Source organism: Nocardia sp. CC213A (genome assembly GCF_030766805.1).
GTDB lineage: Bacteria > Actinomycetota > Actinomycetes > Mycobacteriales > Mycobacteriaceae > Nocardia > Nocardia otitidiscaviarum.
The window spans coordinates 527421-550865 of the sequence record NZ_JASFXA010000001.1; the positions used below are offsets into that span (position 1 = coordinate 527421).

20 protein-coding genes are annotated in these 23445 nt (G+C 65.8%); 9 read left to right on the plus strand and 11 right to left on the minus strand.

The genetic code is table 11. The features are described from left to right. Positions 1-3: 3 nt before the first annotated feature. Positions 4-249 carry an acyl carrier protein gene (locus tag QJS31_RS02450; RefSeq protein ID WP_306355852.1) on the minus strand — a complete coding sequence of 82 codons (246 nt, stop codon included), beginning with the start codon at positions 247-249 and terminating at the stop codon, positions 4-6. A gap of 234 nt (positions 250-483) precedes the next feature. Here QJS31_RS02450 and QJS31_RS02455 point away from each other — a divergent pair, with 234 nt between their 5' ends. The 3 genes from QJS31_RS02455 (at position 484) to QJS31_RS02465 (ending at position 3202) form a co-directional block, all read left to right on the plus strand. Continuing rightward, positions 484-1380, plus strand: coding sequence for an AfsR/SARP family transcriptional regulator (locus QJS31_RS02455; RefSeq protein ID WP_306355853.1), 897 nt, complete (start codon positions 484-486; stop codon positions 1378-1380). Positions 1381-1860: 480 nt separating this feature from the next. Further along, a complete protein-coding gene (locus QJS31_RS02460; protein ID WP_282786336.1) occupies positions 1861-2298 on the plus strand; it encodes a YdcF family protein in 438 nt (145 codons plus the stop codon). A 727-nt stretch (positions 2299-3025) separates the two neighbouring features. Further along, on the plus strand, positions 3026-3202 hold the full coding sequence (locus QJS31_RS02465; protein ID WP_282786337.1) for a hypothetical protein: 177 nt from the start codon (positions 3026-3028) through the stop codon (positions 3200-3202). A gap of 977 nt (positions 3203-4179) precedes the next feature. Here the strand turns inward: QJS31_RS02465 and QJS31_RS02470 are convergent. The 3 genes from QJS31_RS02470 to QJS31_RS02480 form a co-directional block, all read right to left on the minus strand. After that, positions 4180-5715, minus strand: coding sequence for a hypothetical protein (locus QJS31_RS02470; RefSeq protein WP_306355854.1), 1536 nt, complete (start codon positions 5713-5715; stop codon positions 4180-4182). A 448-nt stretch (positions 5716-6163) separates the two neighbouring features. After that, positions 6164-6997 (minus strand): UbiA family prenyltransferase, encoded by an 834-nt coding sequence (locus QJS31_RS02475; RefSeq protein WP_282785597.1) that lies wholly within the window; start codon positions 6995-6997, stop codon positions 6164-6166. 105 nt (positions 6998-7102) lie between these two features. Next, positions 7103-8389, minus strand: a complete 1287-nt coding sequence (locus tag QJS31_RS02480; RefSeq protein WP_282785596.1) for a cytochrome P450 — start codon at positions 8387-8389, stop codon at positions 7103-7105. Between the two features lie 526 nt (positions 8390-8915). Between QJS31_RS02480 and QJS31_RS02485 the strand changes: the two genes are divergently transcribed. Further along, a complete protein-coding gene (locus QJS31_RS02485; protein WP_306355855.1) occupies positions 8916-10028 on the plus strand; it encodes a TetR/AcrR family transcriptional regulator in 1113 nt (370 codons plus the stop codon). Positions 10029-10213: 185 nt separating this feature from the next. On the opposite strand, the gene QJS31_RS02490 is transcribed toward QJS31_RS02485, so the two are convergent. Beyond that, on the minus strand, positions 10214-11404 hold the full coding sequence (locus tag QJS31_RS02490; RefSeq protein WP_282783116.1) for a hypothetical protein: 1191 nt from the start codon (positions 11402-11404) through the stop codon (positions 10214-10216). Then, a complete protein-coding gene (locus QJS31_RS02495) occupies positions 11401-12873 on the minus strand; it encodes a YiiX/YebB-like N1pC/P60 family cysteine hydrolase (RefSeq protein ID WP_282783113.1) in 1473 nt (490 codons plus the stop codon). The genes QJS31_RS02490 and QJS31_RS02495 overlap by 4 nt, the downstream gene beginning before the upstream one ends. A gap of 1097 nt (positions 12874-13970) precedes the next feature. Here QJS31_RS02495 and QJS31_RS02500 point away from each other — a divergent pair. The 3 genes from QJS31_RS02500 to QJS31_RS02510 all read left to right on the plus strand — a co-directional run bounded on the left by QJS31_RS02500 (position 13971) and on the right by QJS31_RS02510 (position 16369). Further along, positions 13971-14441 (plus strand): DUF4192 family protein, encoded by a 471-nt coding sequence (locus QJS31_RS02500; RefSeq protein ID WP_282783112.1) that lies wholly within the window; start codon positions 13971-13973, stop codon positions 14439-14441. Beyond that, on the plus strand, positions 14438-15478 hold the full coding sequence (locus QJS31_RS02505; RefSeq protein ID WP_306355856.1) for a site-specific integrase: 1041 nt from the start codon (positions 14438-14440) through the stop codon (positions 15476-15478). The genes QJS31_RS02500 and QJS31_RS02505 overlap by 4 nt, the downstream gene beginning before the upstream one ends. A gap of 126 nt (positions 15479-15604) precedes the next feature. Continuing rightward, complete coding sequence (locus QJS31_RS02510; protein WP_306355857.1) at positions 15605-16369, plus strand: SDR family oxidoreductase; 765 nt, start codon at positions 15605-15607, stop codon at positions 16367-16369. A gap of 116 nt (positions 16370-16485) precedes the next feature. Here the strand turns inward: QJS31_RS02510 and QJS31_RS02515 are convergent, their stop codons facing one another. The 5 genes from QJS31_RS02515 to QJS31_RS02535 form a co-directional block, all read right to left on the minus strand. Then, positions 16486-17763: an RNA polymerase sigma factor gene (locus QJS31_RS02515; protein WP_306355858.1), complete on the minus strand. Its 1278-nt coding sequence runs from the start codon at positions 17761-17763 to the stop codon at positions 16486-16488. Between the two features lie 12 nt (positions 17764-17775). Then, on the minus strand, positions 17776-18195 hold the full coding sequence (locus QJS31_RS02520; RefSeq protein ID WP_282783104.1) for a YciI family protein: 420 nt from the start codon (positions 18193-18195) through the stop codon (positions 17776-17778). Between the two features lie 106 nt (positions 18196-18301). Then, positions 18302-19480, minus strand: coding sequence for an NADH:flavin oxidoreductase (locus tag QJS31_RS02525; protein WP_306355859.1), 1179 nt, complete (start codon positions 19478-19480; stop codon positions 18302-18304). Beyond that, positions 19477-20046: a TetR/AcrR family transcriptional regulator gene (locus QJS31_RS02530; RefSeq protein WP_306355860.1), complete on the minus strand. Its 570-nt coding sequence runs from the start codon at positions 20044-20046 to the stop codon at positions 19477-19479. The genes QJS31_RS02525 and QJS31_RS02530 overlap by 4 nt, the downstream gene beginning before the upstream one ends. A 62-nt stretch (positions 20047-20108) precedes the next feature. Beyond that, positions 20109-21032, minus strand: a complete 924-nt coding sequence (locus QJS31_RS02535; protein ID WP_282783099.1) for a hypothetical protein — start codon at positions 21030-21032, stop codon at positions 20109-20111. Between the two features lie 102 nt (positions 21033-21134). On the opposite strand from QJS31_RS02535, the gene QJS31_RS02540 reads away from it, so the two are divergent. Both QJS31_RS02540 and QJS31_RS02545 read left to right on the plus strand, forming a co-directional pair. After that, complete coding sequence (locus tag QJS31_RS02540) at positions 21135-22226, plus strand: lycopene cyclase family protein (protein ID WP_306355861.1); 1092 nt, start codon at positions 21135-21137, stop codon at positions 22224-22226. Between the two features lie 230 nt (positions 22227-22456). Beyond that, the gene (locus QJS31_RS02545) at positions 22457-23374 is read left to right on the plus strand and encodes a Ku protein (protein WP_282786388.1); all 918 of its coding nucleotides are present in this window, start codon (positions 22457-22459) and stop codon (positions 23372-23374) included. Positions 23375-23445: the final 71 nt, after the last annotated feature.

Genomic DNA, 23445 nt, shown 5'->3' on the forward strand with positions numbered 1-23445 from the left:
CCCCTAGTTCCCGCGAAAACGTTCGATCAGATCAGCGATCACCGCGACAGACCGAAAGTTGTCCGGCCTGACCTCCTGCAGTGGAATCGAAATTCCGAACTCCATCTGTATGGCATGCACCAGATCGAATACTTCGGCAGAAGAGATGATGTTCAACTCCAACAGCGGCGTATCCGCGGACAGTCCTTCCTTCTGCCCACCCAGCCATGAATCGGCGATGCACTCCAACAGGAAATCTTGCGCTGTCACAGCTACTCCAATATCGCCCTGAGCCTCGACGGATGTCTCATAAACAACCCGACTTTGACTCACCACGCTGACGGATTCACTGACAAGGGGCTGACGAACTCTCCAGCGTCGGACGGCCACAAGCCACCACGCCGAACATGGTGACAGATAACGAAAGTGCCGTCTGTTCGATGGTTGCAACCCATCGCTAGGATCGCCCACCAGGGAAATGTCGAATACGAGAGAGGTTCGCCGATGGCGCTCAGTCTGTCCTGGGATGCACCCGCCAGCACCACACGGGAGGACACACTTCACACCGGTGCCATCCAGGTCGAGATACTCGGTGCCGTTTCCCTGGCCGCCGGCGGCAATCGTGCAGAGGTTCGGGCCGAAAAGATCCGCGCGATGCTGGCCGCCCTCACCCTGAAGGCCGGCAACACCGTCTATTACAACGAGCTGGCGGAAGAGTTATGGCCGGGCGAACTACTCAAGAATCCACGCAACGCGATCCAAGCGCAGGCCACGCGCATCAGAAAGATGATCGATAAGTTTGCGCATGGATTCGGAGAACCCGCTACCCTGCGGGCGGTACAGAATGGCTACGTACTCGAAATCCCACGCGATGCGGTGGACGCCAACCGATTCTTGGATCACGTCGCGCGTGGATTCAGTGACTTGACCGTTGATCCGGCACGCGCACTACGGTCACTGCAGCACGGGCTGCAATTGTGGCGGGGCCCCGCACTCCTGGACACCCTCGTCGGCGAACGCTGCCGGTCCGCCGCGGCCTTCCTCGAGGAGCAACGCACCCTGGCTCAGGAAGACCTCGTGAGCGCGTACCTGCTACTTGGCAACAATCGGCAGGCCACGGTCGAACTGCAACGGCTCATCGCCGCAGCCCCGTCCCGCGAACGCGTGTGTGAACTGCTGATGCTCGCGCTCTACCGCACGGGCCGCCAGTCCGAAGCTCTGCACCTGTTCCACCGCACCAGGCAACGCCTGGACGCGGAGCTCGGTGTAGAGCCCGGACGTGCGCTCTCGTGCCTATACGAGAGCATCCTCGCGCAGGACAGTGCGCTGGACACGGCTACAGCAGTCCTGAGACGTGCGGAAGCCGTGCATCCGGCATTAAGGAACCGGTTGACGGCCTGATGTAAGCCACGGCTATCGCCACAATGCCCGTCGCGGCGATTTGCGGTTAACGCTTGAATATCCGTTCAGACGCCACCAATCAAGCGTTCCCCGAATGGTGACGGATCACAAAGCAAATCCACCGAGGGCTCCTCGGATCGAATACTGGATATCACAATATGGCACGGCTACTGCGGTGAGTTGTCCACACATCGAGTTGAATCGACGACAAACAACCGGCGCAGGGCAACCATATAGCCACCCGGTAATCGAACCGGGATATCCATTCGTGAGCAGCCCCCGGAGTTTCCCATGCGCGGCATTGTGTTCCGTAGTTCGTTCCGCGTTATTGCACGCACAACAGCCTTGCTCGCATTGAGCGTCAGCCTGCACGTAATAGTTGTGTCGGCCTCCCCGGCGCCCGTAGCGGAGCCAGTTCTCCACAGCGGGTCCGCAGCGGAACAGGCACCGCCAGGGCCACCGCGAACCACCGGACTGCCGGTGCGGGTATCACACACGACAGCGATCATCATCCTCGGCTACGGACTACGACCTGACGGCTCCATGCGCCCCGCTCTGGTCGAACGCCTCCGGGCAGGGTATGTGGCGGCGATCGTGTCCCCTGTCGCGCCGGTCATCGTGACCGGCGGCAATCCCCGGTCCGGCACCACCGAGGCGCGAGCGATGGCCGACTGGCTCATCGCGCGCGGCATTGCCCGTGATCGCGTCCACCTCGAGTCCGGCGCCAGGTCGACATGGGAGAACGCCAAGCTGGCGGCGCTGGTCATGGGGGGACTCGGTTGCCACGACGCCCTCCTGGTCACCTCAGCCGATCACCTTCCCCGAGCACAGTCGTACTTCGCCGACAACGGGGTCTCCGTCGTCGGCACCTACACCCCTGAGCAGACGCCCCCGCTGCTGAGATTCGGACCGCTCTGAGTCGCGGGCGTTACCACCGTTACCTCCGCACGTTTTCAACCTGCGCCGATCACATAATTCCGCGATCCCGGAAGGAACTCGACCAGCATGCCCGAAATCCCTGCCGATCCCACGCCCCACTCGCTTCGAGTTACGGTGTATTTCGATGGCGACCAACCAGGCGAAGAGCTGAGCGTCGAATACTCCGCATCCACTAAGGAAGCATGGGAGTACGCCTCCGCAGCGATCAACGCGGGGCTCACCGTGACTATCGACAATATGGTACGGCCCGGCTTACGCCCACTGCCGTCACGCAGCCTCTGGCCATGAGCACGAACTGATCGGACGAGGAACTCGGAGCCGCGGACCGGTACACACCGGGCGAATCGGAATTGGGCAGGGCACCCGGTGTGCACCTTGACGTGGACAACACTGTCCACTACCCGCTGTGGGGTTTGTAGCGGGTGAATTCAGCCTAGGGCCGTTCCAATCGGCGCGGCGAACCGGCCAACGTGGTCTGATCCAGATCACAGCAGATATCCTCATCGATTGGCACAGAACACAAATAGATGGCACACCATCCTGCCCCTTTCACCCCCTCGCGCTGTGAAAAATCACGACGATCCTGCAATAAAGAAGATGAAGACCCAAGACTCTGCGCACATAAACTGATTCGCTCCGCGAGCTGTGATCTGATAGTCCGGTCTCCGAATCCGAGACACGTACATCGCACAATCGAGGAATGCCAATGAATTCCAGAATTATCCGCGCGCTGGCCGTATCCGCCTGCGCGCTCTCCATCGGCGCTGTCGGCGCCGGTTCCGCCGCTGCCGCGACTCCCACCACAGCCACACCGATCGCAGGCTCGGTCGAACTGTGCTTCGGGTTGCCGTTCGGTCCGGGCGATCTCAAGTTCTGTCTCTGATTCCTCGAAGCACCAACCGCGGCGGTGGCGTTCGGCCACCGCCGCGCATGCACCGATTCCAGGTCGACGACTGCCAAAAGGAAGCTCCGCGGCTATGCGCCCAGCCACCGACGATCGTGACCACGCCCGTGCGATGCTCAGCTCCGGACTCAGCCTGGCTCTAGCCCTGATCGAGGTTGCGGAGAGCTACGACAGCATCGCGGCATTGCATACCCTCGAGACCGTCGCCGCACGCTGTGCGGCGATAGGAGTACCGGTCGACTCCGTGCACGAGATGGTGCATGAAGGAGTCGAATCAGCGACAGGCGCGCTCGAGGAAAATCAGCTCAGCTCAGCGGTACTCGCGCACGTATCCCATCTACTGCACAGCTCGGTGACACACGCGTACCGGGCGCGGCCGACCGGAACAGCCCCTATTCCGGACACCACGGGCAAGTACCCCGTTCGTCCTCACCGTGCAATTCCGGTGCAGCGCCACGAGTAGCGACCGAGCGGCAAAGTGCGGGCGCGCCGCCCTGGTGCCATAACTCGAGGCGGCACTCTGGCCGACTCCCAAAGGCCGACCCCCTCGCCCAGCGCGAGGCGGCAGAGCCATGAGCGATTGCGACGCGATCATCATCGGCGCGGGCAACGCGGGCCTGACCGGTCGACGAGTTCGATGAACCCGTCGACCGCGGCCAGTGATGAGTGCGGGTCGCGGAATCGCAGTCCAGGAAATTGTCGCGAGCGAGCGACGAATGCCTGCTCGTTCGTTGACCACTCCACATCGATGGACGACAGACGAACCTCCGTACCCACCCTACTTCCTGGCAGGCATTCGTCTTCGGCGCGAGTGCTCGGCGTCGATTGCAGGGAGCGGCGGAAGTGACGGAACAGCCAGCAAATCATTGACATACAGTGTCTTCAGAACGCGTGGCAACCGAATGCCAGTGGCACGCTGTTGGCGGTATCGATGACAAGGCGCGGGGTTCGTCGTATCAGTGGCAGCTTCCGATGACGGTGAGGTCGTCGCATGCGGCGACGATGTTGGACCGGGCGCTGGTGAGCAGTCGTTCGAGTAGGTAGAGCCGCAGCAGCTCATTGGTAGGGCCTGTCGTGGCACAGCTCGATCCCCGCACCCGGGCATAGGTGGCGGAGTTGACGTGCGGTTGGACGACGACGACTTCGGTGCGGTCGGTGCTGTCGCGGATCTGGAGGACTTTGAGGAATTCGGTACGGTCTTCGACCCGTACGCCGTCGATCCAGCACGCAGGTCGGGCAATGCCCGGTGACGTCAGATTGGTTGTGAGTAGCTCAGAGTCGGCGTAGATGACATTCTTGACTGCTTGGCTGACGACGACTTCATAAGGCACGACTGCGATTTCGCGGCGCGGACTGGCGGAGTGGGCGGCTTTGACGTGAATGAGGGTCAGAGTGCCGTCGTTGGCGATATGGACGAAGTCGGCGACTTCGCCCGATCCGTCGTCACATATCAGCCAACCATCGCGGTACTGGCGGACCACCCAAGCGAACAAGGATTCATCGCCGTGCACGCCGATGGCGTCATGGATGGCCTGGGTGCCAGCGGCTTTCGGCTTCTCCTGGTCAAGTCGGTAGCCAGTGAAGTCACGGAAGTCCCAGTTGGCGAAGCGTGCCGTGGTGATGGGTGCGGTGTAGAAGGTGTTGTGGGCGTATGCATGTCCCGAGCGGTAGTAGATCGTGAGCAGGTCGCCGTGGACGAGGGCGTCTCGGACCGGCTGAACCCGGGCCGGATCGGTGGGATTGCCGCGCAGGCCGATGTCGAGAATATACCGGCCGTTGACGTGTTTCGGTGTCACGCCCAGGCGGCCGCCGATGGCGCCGTCGATACCGACGTCGAGGGTGAAGGCCGCGGAGTGTGGATCGCCGTCGATGGCATGGATCGCGTGCTGGAGCAGTTCGGCGTCGGAGACGAGCTCAGTGTCGGTGTTCGGGAAGCTCAGCAGGTCATCAGGAGTGAGGACGGCTACGGCGTATGCGCCGGTGATGCCGCTCAGGTCGGAGGCTTGGCGGGCAAGGACGGGCAGAGGGCCGGCGGTGGTGGGTCCTCGGTGCATGGCCGCACGCACGAGTGTGAGCAATTCGATTACCGCGGTGACGTAGTGGGCGAAGTCGATGGTGGGGGCCGAGGACCAAACCGATGAATTTGCTGGGGTGGTGCCGACTTTGCCGGCGAAGGCGGTGCGGTCCGGCGAGCTTTCGAGGTCGACGCGGGCCGAACGCATCGCGAAGGATGAGTCGTGTGCCGGATCGAGTGCGTCCTGTAGCCGGGTCCCGCTGATGTTCTTGGAATCGGGTTTGGTGGTGCGTCGGCGGTGAGTGCCTTGCAGCCACAGCCCTTTTACTTCGCCTTGCAGCAGCGCGGTCTCGAGGACCTGCGGCGGGATACGGCGCCATTCGGGTTGGGGAGGCTTGTTGAGCCAGCCCTGCAGCCGCCGGGTGGTGGCGGCGTCGGCGTATACAGCCACCAGATGCTGATGGCGCAGCGCCAGCACCAGAGTGTGCTCGGTGTCGCGGAACTCGATAGTGTCCTGTGCCCAGCTGGGGGCGTATTCGAGCCGCCAGACGACACCGACCAGGTCGTTGATGTCGGCTGCGGTCAGGATCTCGAGTGTGGGCTCGTCGGCGGGGTCCTCGGCGCGCCACCGGACCCGTGCGAGTAGGTCGACCGAACGGCCGGGGTGACGCCGTGGCGCGGACCCGAGGAAGGCCGACAGTCGCTCGAAAGCGCGTGCCGGGTCGGGGCCGTGGCATTCGAGAACCACCACCGACAGGTAGGGGCGCAGAGCGTCCAATGCCAAGGTGTGTGTCTGCTGGGATATCTCGTCGAACACGCGAATCCTCCAGGACTGCGATCGGGATGAGAGTCGTTCGGTCATCGCGGTGGTTCCGCGATGATGCTGCGGGAGAAGTCGGCTGGGAGGGGAGCCCCCGAGTGAGGAGCTACCGCGCGAGCGCGGGTACGGCGCTGGCCAGCGTGAGGCAGTACCAGTAGGTGTAGAGCATGTAGGTGGTGTTGTCGGAGCTCCGATCTCTACATCGCAGGACTCGGACCGAGATCGTGAACGACACCAGGGCGGCGACGCCACCGAGAAGGGTTGCCGTCGTTGGTGCGTGCGCGTAGAGCAGGACGTAGAGCACGAAGGGGTAGATCGCGAAACTCGCGCCGAGCAGGACGCGCAATCGCTGCTCGCCGAATACGACAACGGCGGTGCGACGGCCCGCGGCAAGGTCACCCTCCAGGTCGCGGAGATCCTGCAGCGACACCAGGACTCCGAGCGGCACCGCGATCGCCAGGATCCATGTCCACGCCGCAGCGGACAAGGGTGTCACGATCTGCCAGGCGGCCCCGAGCTGTGCGACGGTGCCGGCCACCATCGCGGTGTTCTTGCCCCACCAGGTCATCGCACCGCGCAGGTGGTTGTGGAATACCCAGGCCGCGATCCAGAGCACGGTCCATTCGGCGACACCGAGCACTACCCCCACGACCAGGAACACTCCTGTCACCACGACGAGCCGGCACCGTGCCCCGTCGGGCGTGATCAGGCCCCGTACCAGCGGGCGGTGCGGTTTGTTGACGCGGTCCTCGTTGATACCGGTGAGTTGGTTGGAGAGGTTGAACGTGTAGATGTAGAGCCAGAAATAGACACAGCAGCCGAGCATGATCGCGGGGATGCGCCCCGCCGGGAGCCCGGCGTTGCCCGATGCCGCGAGCACGAAGATGGTCGCGGGGACCACGGTGGCGGTCAGATCTCCCCAGGTGAATGACCAGCACACCGACAGTTCGTGTCCGACGGCGTACAGGATTCTGTGTGCCGCAGTGTGATTCCGCGTTCTTACCGTTGTCACTGCTCCGTGCTTTCGTGTGATGTCGCAGGGCGGTCAGCACTGGAGTGACTGCGGCTGTCTGGTCGACAGTCGCATCGGCAGACATCGGGGCGCGGGAAGGTCCTTCAGTGCCACCACGGTCGGGGCAGCGCGCACAGGTGAGAGCCGCCACGCCGCGGTGATGTGCGCGAGCGCGAGTGTCGCGGTGGTGAGGGCGAACTGGTCACCGATACAGCGGCGGGCCCCCGCGCCGAAGGGGATGAACGCGGTTCGAGGCGGGGCGAGGCCGATCCATCGATCCGGCACGAACGCGTCGGGGTCGAGGTACAGATCGGGCCGGCGGTGGATCAGGTGGGGACTGACCGCAACGGTCGTCCCGGCCGGGATCGAAATATCGTCGATGAGTGTGGCTGCCGTGGTGATCCGGGTCAGGAGCCATCCGGGAGGATACAGCCGCAGCGTCTCGGTGACGACCCGTGATAGGAACGGCAGTCTCGTCAGGTCATCGACCACGGCCGTCCGACCGGCCAAGGCCGTATCGACCTCGGCGTGCACCGTGCTCGCGCTGCGTGGGTCACGGCCGAGCAGGTACAGCGCCCACACCAGGGTGCTCGCAGTCGTCTCCGCACCGGCGAGGAAGAAGGTGAAGACCTGGTCGATCAGCTCCTCATCGGTCAGCGTCGCTGCCGCACCAGGCGACCGGGGATCGTGCGCGCTGATCAACGCCGACAACAGATCGCCCTGATCGTCCCCGCCGCCACGGCGGTGCCGGATCAACTCCGCGCCGAGCCCGCGAACCCGGTCGCGGGCGAGCAGGAAGCGCCGGTTGGCCGGTGTCGGAACGCGATTGAGCGCCGAAGGCATGACGGTCCTGCGAAACAGTCCCGCCGCGAGGACACCCACATCACTAGCGGCCCGGCGGATTACCTGTTCGGGCAGCGACGTCGAAAACATCGTCCGCACGGCGATATCCACGGTCAGTTCCGACATCTGCGAGACCACGTCGACCTCGTGACCGTCGCACCATGACCGTAGTCGCGCCTGCACCGACGCGGTGGCCACCTCGGCGTACCCGGGTAGTCGGTCGATCCGGAAAGCGGGCTGACACAACCGGCGTTGGCGTCGATGCCGAGTGTGGGGGCAGGTTCCCAGCCCGCCGCCGGCCACCTCCCGCGATCGCTCATAGAACGGTCCGCCCTTGTCGAAGGTGCGGTCGTCGAGCAGCACATTCCAGGTCAAATCCGGGTCGCATACCAGGACAACGGGCAGCGTTCCCAACTGAATACGCAACACCGGCGCACCGCCGATCAGCGATGACAAGAACCCCAGCGGGTCCCTCATGAAAACCGCCGCGTGCCCCAACAGAGGCCGACCTCCCGGCGCGGCGGGAACAGCATCCAGATCAGACATGCCTCACCCGCATCCTCGCGTTAACGTGCCGATGGTGACTGTGGCCGCGCGGGCTGATGCCGTGCAGTGAACTGAACGCGCCAGCGTTTACCCGGAACCCCTCGATCCGAGCATTCGATCCGTGCCGACGAGCACACACCGCCTCGACCATCGCCGAGATACACCGATCGCCCGGTACCCGGCGGTCGCACGCCTTCTCCCGATCGGAGCCCATATGTCGTGCCCTTCATCGACCGGCCGTCCCACACGCCGGATGGTGGATGGGCGTGAAGCGCTGTGCCCGCGAAGCCAATTCAGATGCTAGCAACATCTGAATGGTTAGAACATCCAAATCGGCCGAATGAGCGCCTCTCGCCAGCGGGCGGGGTGGTATTGGTAGCAACGACCGACTCGCCCAGTGGCTACGGTCGAAGGTGATCGCCGCGACTAGGCGGCCAGAGATGAGACGAAGGTACCGATGGGACGGCTGACCAGAGCTGAACAACAGGAGGTGACCCGTCGGCGGGTCCTCGACGCAGCCCACCGCGAATTCACCGAGCGAGGGTTTCGCGGTGCCACCGTCGACGGCATCGCCGAACGCGCCGGACTCACCCGCGGCGCGGTCTACTCGAATTTCCCCGGCAAACGTGGCCTCTATTTCGCCGTACTGGCGCGTGAAGCCGAACAGGCAGCGCCCCCCGAGGGCTCCCCCGCGACCACGCCCGCCGCCGCTCTCGCGGCATTCGCCAGTACGTGGGCCGAGCGGCTCCCTCGCTCACAAGGCTATGCTTACACCGCACCCGAGCAGCTGACCTCACCAATCCTCAGCATTGACCTGATCCCGGAAATCCAGAGCGATGACCGGATCCGCAGACCGTTCGCCCAATTGATCGAGCTCGACGCCATCCTGCTCGCGCTCGCGCTCGAGGCCCTCAGCGCGCCGTCCGATCTACCACTACATCGCTTCCTCGATGTCGCATCCTCAGCGCTGACCGTTCTGTACGGAGCGACCCAGTTGTCCTTCGCAGCACCCGGCTTCGTCGATCCGTCCCAGATAGTCGCCTTGTGCGAACAACTCCTGCGATTCCATCCCGACCCGGAACCAGCACCCCGTCCCTATGCCGAGACACCACCCGCGCACACAGTCGACGAACCCTGGACGCCGCGAACCTGTTTCGACATGGTCCACAGCGTCCCGATCCGACTCGACGGGAACCGTACGATCGCGATTCTCGGGATGCACCGGATCTCCGCTGTCCGCGAGCTTCTCACAACAGACCCTCGTCCATCGCCTGCGACCGTCGTTCTCGTCACCGGTGACGCGACCGGTGAACTCGCTCCCTTGGCCAGGCTCGCTCTCGCCGACCTCAGCCGATCGCTGCGATACGCGTTCCCCGCCGAGGCCCTACCCGCGCTGCAGATCGTCCTCGACGAACCAGGCGAGCTCGCCTCCAGTTGCGGGATCGCCCCGATCGGTGACGACACCGAAGCCGCGGTCTCTATCAGCAACGGCCGGATCACCCAGCGGGCCACCGGCCCTGGAGCCCTTCGTATTCCCACCACCGTGCAGGCGTGTGCAGGCAAAGCATGACGGCGTGGCCACGAATATGGAAGACGCGGCCGAACCGTGAATCTGGCACGCTTCCACGACTCGGACCGATCGAACTGCGCAGTTACAGAACACAATTCGCGTGCGGAGCTGGTCGATCTGGCACGTCCGAACATCTGCCCCTCGAGTTCCCTCCGAACCGCTCGCACATGCTGGTTGCCTCGCCGCTACCTGCACCTCACGGTGTGCGCGCGGTTGGTCGGGAGGATGCTGGTGATCGTGATGAAGCTGGAGTCCCCGCGCCGCAAGCTCGCCAGCGTGGATTGGTATCGCCAGTTGGCCAACTCCAGCGTCTCGCCTTTGCATATCCCGCGATCGAGGTCGAATTCGCTCATCCTGAGCATTGACCGGTCGTCGTTGGGATAGTGGACGATGTAGGCGGTCCCGCCTTCGAAGGTCGCCGAAATCGGTACATCACCATCGATCGGGAGATCGATAGACCTCGCTCGGGGCTCCCCTGTCAGGCTCACCGAGACGAGGCTGCCTTCTCTGGTCACCCAGTACAGCACGCCGTCGTGGACCCCCCACGACTTCGATTGGATGTCACCGGGGAACCGGGGAACCGTCCTGTCGGAAAGAGGGTGGGGTCCGCTGTCGCTCGCTATCTCGATGATCCGGTAGTCGGTTGTGGAATCGGCGGGCACGATCGCGTATCCCCGATCGAGTTCCGCTGTGTCACCGCACAACACCGAGCTTTGCGATCGCGCCATCGTCGGCCCGGTGTCGTATGGATGGCCGAGTTGGACTCCGTCGGCGGTCCAGTGATTCAGTCGCACCGTCGATGGGCTCGCACTGTAGGCCGCGGCGAGCCATTGAACCTCACCGGTCCGGCAGATGGATAGCCCGGAGATATCGCCTTCGACATACTCCCGGAACGCCTGACCGGACGACGACACTCGGACCAGCAGATGCCGAATCTCGTTGTTGTCCATGCCGACGTTGAACGCGAAAACCGCTTCGGTGCCGTCCGGTGAGGCCGCTGATCGTGTCAGCACCGCGCCGCTGTCGAGACCGGTGCTCCACACCTCGCGCAACGCCGTGTCCACGACCACGATCCGATCGCCGGCGGGGAAGGCGAACCCATCTCCGAGGCGCTCCATCGTCGGTTCGAACGCGATCGGATACTCGCCCGCGAGCGTGGTTTGGCCGCGACCCGAGATTGTGAGCAGGCTGACCTGATCGTGGCGATTGATCGGTGGGTTCAACTCCGCGGAGATCGCGACCCAATCCTGCGGGCCGGCATAGGGCGGACCGTCCTCACCACGGTATGTGAAGTAGACGTAGGTACCGGCCGCAGCGATCGCGATGACAGCTGCGGCCGCGCCCGCCGCGAGCTTGAGACGGGTGGAGGGTGTCACTCGAATCTCCGGGTGTTGTGCGATTTGAGGATGTCGATCGGATAGACGCCGAAGTTGGGTGGCTGGTACGGGTAGCGCTCGCTGATGTCGAGACCGCCGCCGGAGGCGTGTTTGTAGGCAGCCCACACCAGTTGGGAGCAGTTGTAGGAGTCGTCGTACACCTGCGTCCGGGTGAGCAGGAAGTTGCCGTTGTAGCCCTTGCCGACCTGCTGCTCGGCGAACGCTGCGGCCGCGTCTCGGGTCGCGTTATCGGTGTTGACCGACAGGTAGATCGGTCGGCACACGCCCTTGCGGGCGTCGCCCTTGAGCAGCCGGACACCCAACTCTTCGTTCACCGCCTCCACTGTCCAGATATCGCCGGTGCCGCCGGTGTGGTCATTCCTGACGAATATGCCGTTGTGCCCGTGATTGGCAACCCGGTAGGACGTCGCGTCGGAGAAGAAGACATCACCGCGGTTGGTCCGGTCGTTGCCCGGCGGGACGAAGTCGCAGTTGGTGCTGTTGCCGCCATCGGAGATCTCCTGCACCTCGTCGTAGGAGCCTTGCACACGGTCGAGGACTGCATGGAACCCTTCGTCGGTCGCCATGCCGGCTTCTTCGATCACTTCCTTGCCCGTCCGATAGATCTCGTCGAGATCGCCGATCTGCAGCAAATCAGCGATCTGCGCGATCACGTCGGCGTAGCCGCTGATCTCACCGTGCTGGAACTGCTGGACGAAGCGAACCGTACCGTCGACCGGGCGCGGAGGCTCGATCGGGTATCCGTGCGGTCCGGTCTCGTACCCCTCGGCGGCCCACTTATCGTGGATCTGTCCAGTAACCTCATAGGCGCCGGTGCCAGGGTGCCAGTAGATCGAGCCGTTGTCGAAGCGGTTGAACCGGCCCACTCCGTCCGCGGTCGCGGTCTCGTCACTGACCGGGTACCCGAGAAGGCCTTGCTCCCAGCCGATCTCACCCCATCGGTCGCGGATAGCGCCCGCGACGTAATAGGCCTCGTTGAGCTTCCAGTAGACGGTGCCGCCGTCGAAGTACTGGCGGCGGCCGATGCCGTCGGGGTTGACCAGTTCGTCGGAGGTCGGATACCCGAGCACACCGCCTTCCCAGCCGTTGCGCTGCCAGGCTGCGAAGAAATGGTTTACCACCGGATGCGCGCCGCCCCACGGCGACCAGTAGATCGGCCCGTTCTGGAACGTCGACCGCTTCCCCACACCATCGGGGTTGGTCAGCTCGTTGCTGATGGGATAGAGCAGGAAGCTGTTCGGGCCACCGAGGGAGTTGTACTTGTCGCGGATCGCGCCGCACACTTCATACGGGGCGGGCCAGTACACCTGGCAACCGGGCGCGGCGAACGTGGTCACCTCACCCGAGGTGGACGCCAACTGCGCCTCCATGGTCTCCGCCTTGTCGGCGTCTTCCTTGCTGAACCCGTCGGGGATCTCCTGACAGTCCGAGCGCATCTTGCCCGGCACGACCTCCCGGTTCGGGTTCTTGGTCGGCTCCCACGTCTCCGGCTTGACCTTCTGCCCGCCCGGCGGGCCGGCCGGACACGAGCCTTCCTGCGAGGTACGCGTTGTCGACGACGGCTCTCCAGATGGTTGCTGTCGCGGGCCTGTGGTCGGTTGAGGTGACGGCCGAGAGGTCGTCGACGGCGAGGGAGTGATGATACTCGGCGGCGCCGGTGAGGTGGTCGCCGGTGGTCTGGGCGTGGCGGGGGCCGGTGTCGTGGTCGTCGGTATGGTGGCAGCCGGTGGTGTGCTGGAAGGTGTCGTCGGAGTTGGACTATCGGTAGGGGGTTGGGCATGAGCGAGCTGTGTCCCGGCAGCGATCACGAGCACAGCCATACCGACAGCGCTGACATGACGGAGGTTGCGGCGTCTTCGCGAAGCCTCACCCTCTGCTGGACTGAATGACGTTCTCATCAGACCCCCCTCTACCTCATCAGGTTCGCCAGACTGTTGCCGGCGCGGAACTAGAGAATCACATGGGCAACTGCTTGTCACTCTTGCCACACCCGAAAGGTCAACCAGGCCAGCCAATCTTCTCGAACCCGGGTGGCGCAGCCACTGCGTTGACCTGCGAGCCAGCTTGATGCCGCGTTCGACCATGCGTGTAACCAATCGATTGCTACCTGCACATAATGTCTGGCCAGCGTGACGTTTCGCGGATCTGGATCTGTCCGGAATCTGAATCGGTGGCGGCGCGAGGTCGTCGGCCAGGGTGCGAGTCAAGGTCCGGTCAGTCGGCGTGCGGGCAGGTTCCGTGGCGAGCGACCAGTGGGGTGTTGTTACTTCAGGCCGACTTGGAGCGTTATTGTCGCGCGGCCTTCGGGGCGGTGGGCGGGCGCACGCTACACCGGCGGCGTGGGCGGTCAAGCCGCGTATGCCGACCAGGATGGGTGCCAACCGCTCGATGATGGGCCGGAGGGCAAGGTTCTCGGCTTGACCGCCCACTGACGCCGCCGGTGTCGACGCGTTGCGCCCACCGCCCCGAAGGCGCGGCGCGGACACCCGTATCTGGTTGTCTCAGTGCGCTTATCGGGCTCGTCCCTCCAGTGAGGAGCCGTCACGTGTCGTCGTTCGAAGCTGTACTGAAGGATCCGGACCAGTTCATCGCCGCAGTACCCGCGATGCTGGGATTCGTCCCGGAACGCTCGTTGGTCGTCGTCGCACTGCACCACGAGGCGGGACAGCGCTACGCGGTCAAGGTCGCTGTCCCAGCTGGCCGCGGCGGCGCGCCAGATACCAGATCGGAGGGCCTGTTGGCTCATCTCAAACAGCAGTTCAAGGACGCGCTGAGCTCGATCGAGCCCGGCGATGACAAGACCAACGCCCCCGAGGCCCACCGGCTGGTGCGCGATGCGCTCGAAGCCGACACCGTGCTGGCCGGATACGGCGTCAATGACTGCCTTCTGCGTCCCGGCGACCGAGTTCTCATTGTCGCCGCACCCGCCTATTCGCGACTCATCGTCTATTCAGCCCGGATTCTGGCAGCGGCGCTCTGGTCGTTCCGCTCCACGCCATGGGGAGACATCCCGTGAAAGACAACGATGTCACGACGGCGCTCCGTCTTCTGTCGCGACTCGGCCTTACGATCGACGACCTTCCCGAGCGCGGTGACGGCCAGCGATCGGTGCCCACCTTCTCGGAGTACATCGAGCACCTGCGCGCCGCGCTGCCGGACACCACCGTGCACAGCTACGAGCCGTATTGGCGGGCCCTGGAAGATGCTTGGGCCGACCGGCCACTCGACTCCCCCACGACCACCGAGATCGATAAGCTCGTGAAGCAGCGCCGATGCACAGCCGCAGTCCGATCCAATTACCGTGGCGGCCGCGGCGCGGCAGCGAACATGGTGGCTGCGATCCGATGCATTTACCGACATGCCGAAGCAGACAATCTGATTCGACCGTCGGACAACCCGGCGACCAAGGCAGCGAAACCCCGAAGACTGCCGAGCACCCGGCACGCCCTGACATTCGAACAGGTCCGAGCGATCGGGCGAGTGGCATCCACAACAGGAAACGATCAAGAGCTCGATTCGCTGATCGTGCGACTACACATCGAAACCGCGTGCCGCAGGGGCGGTGTACTCTCGCTGACCGTCGACGACCTCAACATCGAAGATTGCCTCATCAAGCTGCGCGAGAAAGGCGAGACCGCACGCTGGCAGCCGATCTCTCCCCTGCTGATGGCTCGGCTGGTCGAACATGTTCGCAGGCGGGGTGGGCCGGAGGCGACCACACAGGTCCTTCGGTATCACAATGGACGCCCGGTCGGCCGTCGCCGCTACGACTACCTGTCGAATCGACTCCGCGAGCACCTCCCCTGGGCCGCCGCCATGCAAGTCAGCGCGCACTGGTTGCGCTACACCACGCTCACCTTCGTCGAGCGCGAGTTCGGTTACGCCGTCGCCCGCGCCTACGCCGGACACAGTGAACCCACCCGCATCGACGGCGCCACCTACACCTACGTCCGGGCCTCGTTGCCGGAGGTGGCCGAGGCGTTGACCGCTGTCTCGGGGCAGTCTCACCCCCTAGCGCACTCCAATCGCCCCGCTCAGACCACGCAAGCCTGAATCCGCATGTGACTGCACAGAAGTTGCTCTTCCATGTGTTTGCACGGCCGGTCTACTGTGACTGCATGACCACCCAACCCGGGGCAAGTTCGCCCACCTCGAGTGACAGAAGTAGCGTGCCGTCACATGAGTGATGATCTGAAGGGCAAAGGCGCGCTGGTCAGTGGGGCGAGCCGGGGTATCGGGCATGCGGTGGCGGCGGAGTTGCTGTCGCGGGGGGCCAGTGTGCTGATCACCGCGCGTAAGCCGGGACCGCTCGAGCAGGCCGCCGAGCAGTTGCGGGCGTTGGGGCATCCGGGGAAGGTGCTCGCGGTGGCGGGGAATTCCGGGGACGCCGGGGCGCGGGCGGAGCAGGTGGCTGCGGCGGTGGCCGAGTTCGGGTCGCTCGACATTCTGATCAACAACACCGGGATCAATCCGGTGTACGGCGCGCTGATGGACGCTGACCTGGATGCCGTGCGCAAGATCTTCGACGTGAATGTCGTCGCGGCGCTGGGTTATATCCAGGAGGCCTACAAGGCGTGGATGCGGGACAACGGCGGGGCCGTGGTGAACCTGGCCAGCGTGGCCGGGATCCGCTCCACCGGGGTGATCGCGGCGTACGGTGCGTCCAAGGCCGCGCTCATTCGGCTCACCGAGGAGCTGGCGTGGCAGTTGGGGCCGCGTATTCGGGTGAACGCGGTCGCGCCCGGCGTGGTGAAGACGAAGTTCGCGGACGCGCTGTACTCGGCCGATGAGGAGGCCGCCGCCAATGCCTATCCGATGAAGCGGCTCGGCAAGCCGGAGGATGTGGCGGCGCTGGTGGCGTTCCTGGCGTCGGATCAGGCGTCGTGGATCACCGGTGAGACCGTGCGCGTGGACGGCGGGCTGCTGTCCACCGGCGGCATCTGAGGTTCGCCCCCGCAGCCGGGGCTGGCATCGCTCGGCGAGTCGGAACCGCGAAGAACGCTCGTGGCTCGCCACCCGTGCCCCCCGGGCGCTCGGCATCAGCCTCCCCGGGCGGCGGCTCAAACCAGTTCGGCGAGTTTGCGTTCCAGCACCGCCCGCTCACGATCGTTGCCGCACAGTCGAATCGCGTCCTGGTATTCGGTGCGCGCTTCGGTGGTGCGGCCCAGGCGGGCCAACAGTTCGGCGCGCACGGTCGGCAGCAGGTGCGAGGTGGAAAGGCTTCCGCTCGAAGCCAATTGATCGACGATCGGGAGGGCGGCGGCGGGGCCGTGCGCCATGGATACCGCGACCGCGCGGTTGAGGTCGACGATGGGGGCCGGGCGCAGGCGGCCCAGCGCCTCGTAGAGCACCACGATGCGCTCCCAGTCGGTCTCCTCGACCGAGGGGGCGACGGCGTGGCATTCGGCGATGGCGGCTTGCAGGCCGAAAGCGCCCAGGCCCCTGCCGATCTCGGCGGCGCGGGCCAGGGCGGCCTGGCCGCGCCGGATGGCGGACCGGTCCCAGCGGCGGCGGTCCTGGTGTTCGAGCAGGATCGGTTCGCCGTCGGGTCCGGTGCGGGCCGGGAAGCGCGCCGCGGTGAGTTCGAGCAGGGCCAGCAGTCCGTGGGTTTCGGGTTCCGTGGGTACCAGCCGGGCCAGCACCCGCGCGAGACGCCGTGCCTCACTGGCGAGGTCGAGTCGGATCAGGTCGTCACCGGAGCTGGCCGACGAGCCCTCGGTGAAGATCACGTAGACCACCGAGAGCACCGAGACGAGACGTTCTGCCCGTTTGTCGGCGGGTGGAACCTCGAACGGAACCCGTGCCGCCGCAAGGGTTTTCTTGGCGCGGGTGACACGCGCCTGCACGGTGGCGGTGGGTACCAGGAACGCCTTGGCGATCTCGTCGCTGGTGAGACCGCCGACCACCCGCAGCGTGAGGGCCACCCGAGCTTCCGCCGACAGCACCGGATGACAGGCGGTGAACATGAGCGCCAGCACGTCGTCGTCGATCTGATCGGGATCCCACGGCATATCCGGTTCCGAGTCCACGGGGGTCGCGCCCGCGACGATCCCGCCCTCCCCCAGCCCGTGTGCGAGGTCGGCGTAGCGATCGTCGAGGGCGGCGCGGCGGCGGAAGGTGTCGATCGCGCGCCGACGGCCGACGGTGAGCAGCCAGCCCGCCGGATTACGCGGCGCGCCATCGCGCGGCCAGCTCACCAGCGCCTCGGCCAGCGCCTCCTGCGCGAGGTCCTCGGCCAGCGAGAAATCCCCGGTGTAGCGGGCGAGCGCGCCGACGATCCGGGCGGATTCGATCCGCCAGACCGCGGCGACGCTCTCCCTGCTCGCGACCTCACTCATGCGCTCGGACGCTCAGAGCTGACCGGTCTCTTCGCGCCAGGCCCGCTCCCGCTTGACCCACTCGTTGTCCTGCGGAAATTCGTCGATGCTGGGCACACGGCGGATCTCGGTCTTGATGCCCGGACCGGTCATGGGCATCCGCTTGGCCCATTCGACGGCCTCCTGCTTGGAGGTCACGTTCAGGATGTAGTAACCGCCGAACAGTTCCTTGGTCTCGCCGTACGGTCCGTCGGTGACCACGGGGGTCTCCGACGAGTAGTCCACGACCACGCTCTCCGCCGGGTCGTCGAGCCCCTCGGCGGCGACCAGTACGCCCGCCCGGATGAGCTCGTCGTTGAAGCGGCCCATGGTCTCGAGCATCTCGTTGAAGTCGACCTCGGCGAACCGGGCGAAGCCTTCGTCGGTGGCGCGCATGATCAGCATGTACTTCATGGTTGTCTCCTCGGTGTCGCGGGTCCCTCTCGAACCCTCTCATCCCTAGGTCGAACGGGCGCGACATCGAATCGACACGGCCGCGAATTTTTCTCGCGAATTTTTTCTACAGCGCTGCCGGGCTGTCCAGCCGCAGCACGCAGCGGGTGCCGGAGTAGATGGTGGGCATGCACTGATTGCAGTGGATACAGGCCGACCGCCGGGTCCGGTCGGCTTCGATGCGCCGCACCAGATCGGGTTCCCGCAGCAGTACCCGGCCCATGGCGACGAAATCGAAGCCCTCGGACATGGCGAGCTTCATGGTGTCGTGGTTGGTGATGCCGCCGAGCAGGATCAGCGGCATGGTCAGCTCCCGCCGGAACTGGCGGGCGCGGTCGAGCAGATATGCCTCCCGGTACGGGTATTCCCGCAGGAAACCGCGGCCGATGAGCCGGAATCCCCAGCGTGCCGGGGGCGGCAGCACCTGAGCGAACTCGTGGCGCGGCGCATCGCCGTGGAAGTACAGCATGGGGTTGAGCAGGGAGCTGCCCGCGGTCAACTCCAGGGCGTCGAGCGCGCCGTCCTGTTCCAGCCAGGCCGCGACCCGCAGTGATTCGGGCAGCCGGAGTCCGGCGCGCACGCCGTCCTCCATATTCAGCTTGGCGATGACGGCGAGCCGGTCACCCACGGCGTCGCGCACGGCACGGGCGATCTCGCGCGCCAGCCGGGCGCGATTGGCCAGCGAGCCCCCGTAGCCGTCCTTGCGCCGGTTGAGCAGTGGGCTGAGGAAGGAGCTCACCAGATAGTTGTGGCCGAAATGGATTTCGATCGCGTCGAATCCGGCCTCCTCGGCGATCCGGGCCGCGGCGGCGTGTTCGGCGATGATGCCCCGGATCTCGGTGTCGTCCGGGACGTGCATGGGACGCATGCCGAGCGGACTGAACAGGCGGCTGGGCGCGAGTGCGGGCGCGCGATTGGAGGCAGCGTTGGCGACCGGCCCGGCGTGGCCGATCTGGGCACTGGCCAGGGCACCGGCGGCGTGCACGGCATCGGTGAGCCGCCGCAGCCCCGGTACCGCCGCGGGCCGCATCCAGATCTGATGCCGGTCGGTGCGGCCGCCGGGTGCGGTGGCGCAGTAGGCGACGGTGGTGAGTCCGACTCCGCCCGCGGCCATTTCGCGGTGAAAGGCGATGAGCTCGTCGGTCACGAGCGCGTCGGGGGTGCGGCCCTCGAAGGTCGCGGCCTTGATCACCCGGTTGCGCAGGGTGATCGGGCCGAGCCGGGCGGGTGCGAAGATCTCGGTCATGCCCGGCCGCCCGGTGATGTCAGCCCGGCGACGACGAAATCGCGCAAGGCCGCCACGGATTCCGGCGATACGGTGGTGTCGGTGCTGAAGCGGCTGATGATGAGATCGAAGGCCAGTCTCCAGCGACGGCGACTGTCGGCCGGGGTGAGTTCGGGTAGCAGGCCGACCCACGAATCCATGTGGAACCAATGGCGAGTCCACGTCATCGGATACCGGCCCAGTACCAGCTGCGCGAGCAGCCGCAGGTGCAGCCGCCCGACCGGATCGCCCGAGAGCTCCACGAACGGCGCGATGACCGCGTCCACCACCGTCGGCACCGCGGCGTGCTCGGTGTCCAGATCGGTGAGCCGGTCGGCCCACAGCGGGCCGAGACGATCCTCGATGAGCGCGGCGACCAGGTTTTCCTTCGAACCGAAGTGGTAGTGCACGGCAGCGGGATTGGCCCCCGCCGCCGTGCAGATCCCGCGCACCGAGACATCCTCGTAGCGCTCGGTCAACAGCAGTTTCTCGGCGGCGGCAAGCAGCCGGTCGCGGGTACCCGCCCGCGCGGATGTCTTCTCGACCATGAGAGAAGTGAAACACGTTGCATTCGTCGTTTCAATCATTGATTGAAACGCGTGTGGAGCGGCTAGCGCCAGAGCAGCGCGGCGGTGGTGTCGCTGTGGCGGTAACGCAGGTACTTCTCCACGGTCTCGGTCGGCACGGCGGCGGTCGCGGTGGCGAAGGTGATCACCAGGAACTCCTTCTCACTGCCATTGCGCCACTTACCCGTCTCCCAGTGCTCGACGTACATGCCCGGGCCGAGCTTCACATCGCCGTCGTCGAACTGGTCGACCGCCGCGGTCGCGGTGGCCGCATCGCCCATGCCCAGGATCAGCTGCGTGAGGATGAGGTCGCCGCCCTCGGCCGACCAGGTCAGCTCCGCCGCGTACTCGCAGCCGAGATTGGTGAGTGTGCCGTTCTCCTCGATGGGGGCGCAACTAGTGTCGTCCTTGCCCTGCACCCACTGCGCCTGCAAGGCCACATCGCCGAGCCGGAAGTTCCAGTCGCCGCCGTACTCGGTGTAGCTGAGTTTCGCGCCCGCCGCCGGTTTCGTGGTGGGGGCGGCGGTCGTGGTGGTGCGGGTCGTGGTGGTGGGGGCGGCGGAGGTCGTCGCCGTGGCGGTGGTCGTGGTGGCGGCGGCCTGCTTGTCGTCATCCTTGCCGGTGACGACCACGACCGCGCCGATGACCAAGCCCAGCGCGGCCACCACGACCACCGCTAGGGTGATGAGCAGGCCGTTGTTCTTCTTGGGCGGCATCGGCTGATAGCCGGGCGGCTGATAGCCCTGCTGGAAGTCGGGCTGCTGGTACCCGGCCTGAGGTTCGGGCTGCTGGTATCCCGGCGGTTGATAGCCCGGTTGTTGATAGCCCGGCTGCTGGTAACCCTGCTGCTCCCAGCCCGGCTGACTCGCCTGGGGTCCGGGCGGCGGCACCGGCTGCCCCCACCCGGCCGGGTCCTGTTGCGGTTGCTGGCCGTACCCGTACGGGTCGTGCCCAGGTGGGTATGTCATCGCGTTGCTCCTCCCCGATCACTGCTGACCTCGTGACCCTACCGAATCAGACAAAACGCGCCCGCACCGAACGCTCCGTGCGGACCGTGATGCAATCACCGGGTGAGCTGCGATCTCCTCGTCTGCGGGCTCGGCCCCGCCGGGCGAGCCCTCGCCCACCGGGCACTGGCCCACGGGCTGTCGGTCACCGTGGTCGACCCGCATCCGAACCGGCGATGGACGGCCACCTACGCCGCCTGGGCCGACGAGCTGCCGCCCTGGCTGCCGTCCGCGGCCGTCGCGGCGACGGTCGTGAACCCCGCCGCCTGGGCGCTGTGCCGCGTCGACCTGCACCGCGCCTACTCCGTGTTCGACACGACGGCCCTGCAACGCTGCCTGGACCTGACCGGGGCGGAGATCGTCGCCGACAGCGTCGTGGAAATCCTTCCCGCCCACCGTGATCGGACCGAGAGCGTCCGGCTCGCCTCGGGCTCGGTCCGCACCGCCGGACGCGTCGTCGACGCCCGCGGGCTCACCCGCTCCCCCGCTCGCGCCGAGCAGACCGCCTTCGGCGTGGTGGTCGATCGCGATCCGGAGTTCGACACCCTGTTCATGGACTGGCGTCCGGACAATGGCGCGGATGCGGCGGCACCGCGGTCGTTCCTCTACGCGATCCCGCTGAACGAGCACAGCATGCTGCTCGAGGAAACCTGTCTGGCGGGCCGCCCTGCTCTCGGCACCGCCGAACTCCGCACCCGGCTGCACCACCGCTTGCGTTCGCGAGGCATCACAGTCGGCGTGGACGCGCCCGTCGAGCGGGTCCGGTTTCCCGTTCAGGGGGGTAGACCGAGCCGCCGTGGCTTCGGCGCGGCCGGTGCGCTCACCCACCCCGCCACCGGATACAGCGTCGCCACCGCCCTGTACACCGCCGACGACCTGGCCGCCGGACACTCGCTCTGGTCGCCATCGGCGCGGGCGGTCCATGCCCTGCGGCTGGCGGGCCTGCGCGCCCTGCTCGCCCTCCCCGCACCGGAGGTGCCGGTATTCTTCGACGCCTTCTTCGCGCTGCCACCGCAGCTGCGGCGCGCGTACCTCTCCGGCCGCGACGACCTACCCGGTACGACGGCGGCCATGGTGTCCCTGTTCGCGGCCCTCCCGTGGCGGCTACGGCGCACCCTGGTGAGCGCGACGCTCGGCGCTCGCCCGCCGAGGTGATGCTGCGCGCACCCGGCTGTGTCGATGCGGCGCACCCGGCTGTACCGATACGGCGCGCCCACTGTGCCGATACGGCGCGCCCGCTGTGCCGATGCGGCCGGGCGAATCGCCGCCGATCGGTGCCCCGCGGCAGCTCGATGCCGCCGATGGTCATATCGCGGGCTGCCGTCTCCCCAGGTCGGCGGCGATTCGCGAAGACAGCGAATCGGACCGAACGTACAGTGGAGGCCATGCGGTCTATCTGGAAGGGCTCGATCGCGTTCGGACTGGTCAATGTACCGGTGAAGGTCTACACCGCGACCGAGGACCACGACATTCGGTTCCACCAGGTCCACGCGGCCGACGGTGGGCGAATCAAGTACGACCGGGTATGCACCGTGTGCGGGAAATCGGTGGCCTTCGCCGATATCGACAAGGCGTATGAATCACCCGAGGGCGATCGTGTGATCCTCACCGATGAGGACTTCGCCAAACTGCCGGTGGCCGAGAAACACGAGATCCCGGTTCTGCAATTCGTGCCCGCCGAACAGATCGATCCGATTCTGTACGAGAAGAGCTACTACCTCGAACCCGATTCCAGCACCCCCAAAGCCTATGTGCTGCTGGCCAAGACCCTCGAAGACGTGAATCGGGTCGCGCTGGTGCACTTCACGCTGCGGCAGAAGACCCGCCTGGCCGCGCTGCGCGTGCACGACGGCGTGCTGCTGCTGCAAACGCTGCTGTGGCCCGACGAGGTGCGTTCGGTGGAATTCGAATCCCTCGACGGGGTGGCCGAGCCGAAGAAACAGGAACTGTCCATGGCGGAGACGCTGGTGGACACCATGTCCGACGATTTCGATCCGAGCCTCTACACCGACGAATACCAGATCGAATTGAAGCGCATGCTGGACGAGGCCATCGCCAGCGGCAGCAGCAAGGTCACCCGCGCTCCGGAACCGGCCGCGCCGGAAATGGACGCCGAGGTCGTCGATCTGGTGGCGGCGTTGCAACGCAGCCTCGAGGCATCGGGGCAGAAGCCGGCCAAGAAGGCCGCGTCCGACAAGAGAGCCGAGCCCGCGAAGAAGGCTCCCGCCAAGGCCGAGAAGAAGACCGCGAAGAAGGCTCCCGCCAAGAAGACCGCGAGCAAGCAGACCCGCAAGGGTGCGTGAGCGGCTTTCGCGCCGCTCATGCCGCGCCTACCAGCGCGTTTCGATATTCACTGGCATACCCCTGGCAAACT

Excerpts from the sequence above, each read along its gene's own strand:
- QJS31_RS02530 (WP_306355860.1), bottom strand. The coding sequence starts at position 20,046 with ATGGTCGAGAAGACATCCGCGCGGGCGGGTACCCGCGACCGGCTGCTT.
- QJS31_RS02535 (WP_282783099.1), bottom strand. The coding sequence starts at position 21,032 with ATGACATACCCACCTGGGCACGACCCGTACGGGTACGGCCAGCAACCG.
- QJS31_RS02465 (WP_282786337.1), top strand. The coding sequence starts at position 3,026 with ATGAATTCCAGAATTATCCGCGCGCTGGCCGTATCCGCCTGCGCGCTC.
- QJS31_RS02545 (WP_282786388.1), top strand. The coding sequence starts at position 22,457 with ATGCGGTCTATCTGGAAGGGCTCGATCGCGTTCGGACTGGTCAATGTA.
- QJS31_RS02515 (WP_306355858.1), bottom strand. The coding sequence starts at position 17,763 with ATGAGTGAGGTCGCGAGCAGGGAGAGCGTCGCCGCGGTCTGGCGGATC.
- QJS31_RS02455 (WP_306355853.1), top strand. The coding sequence starts at position 484 with ATGGCGCTCAGTCTGTCCTGGGATGCACCCGCCAGCACCACACGGGAG.
- QJS31_RS02480 (WP_282785596.1), bottom strand. The coding sequence starts at position 8,389 with ATGAGGGACCCGCTGGGGTTCTTGTCATCGCTGATCGGCGGTGCGCCG.
- QJS31_RS02510 (WP_306355857.1), top strand. The coding sequence starts at position 15,605 with ATGAGTGATGATCTGAAGGGCAAAGGCGCGCTGGTCAGTGGGGCGAGC.
- QJS31_RS02520 (WP_282783104.1), bottom strand. The coding sequence starts at position 18,195 with ATGAAGTACATGCTGATCATGCGCGCCACCGACGAAGGCTTCGCCCGG.
- QJS31_RS02485 (WP_306355855.1), top strand. The coding sequence starts at position 8,916 with ATGGGACGGCTGACCAGAGCTGAACAACAGGAGGTGACCCGTCGGCGG.
- QJS31_RS02525 (WP_306355859.1), bottom strand. The coding sequence starts at position 19,480 with ATGACCGAGATCTTCGCACCCGCCCGGCTCGGCCCGATCACCCTGCGC.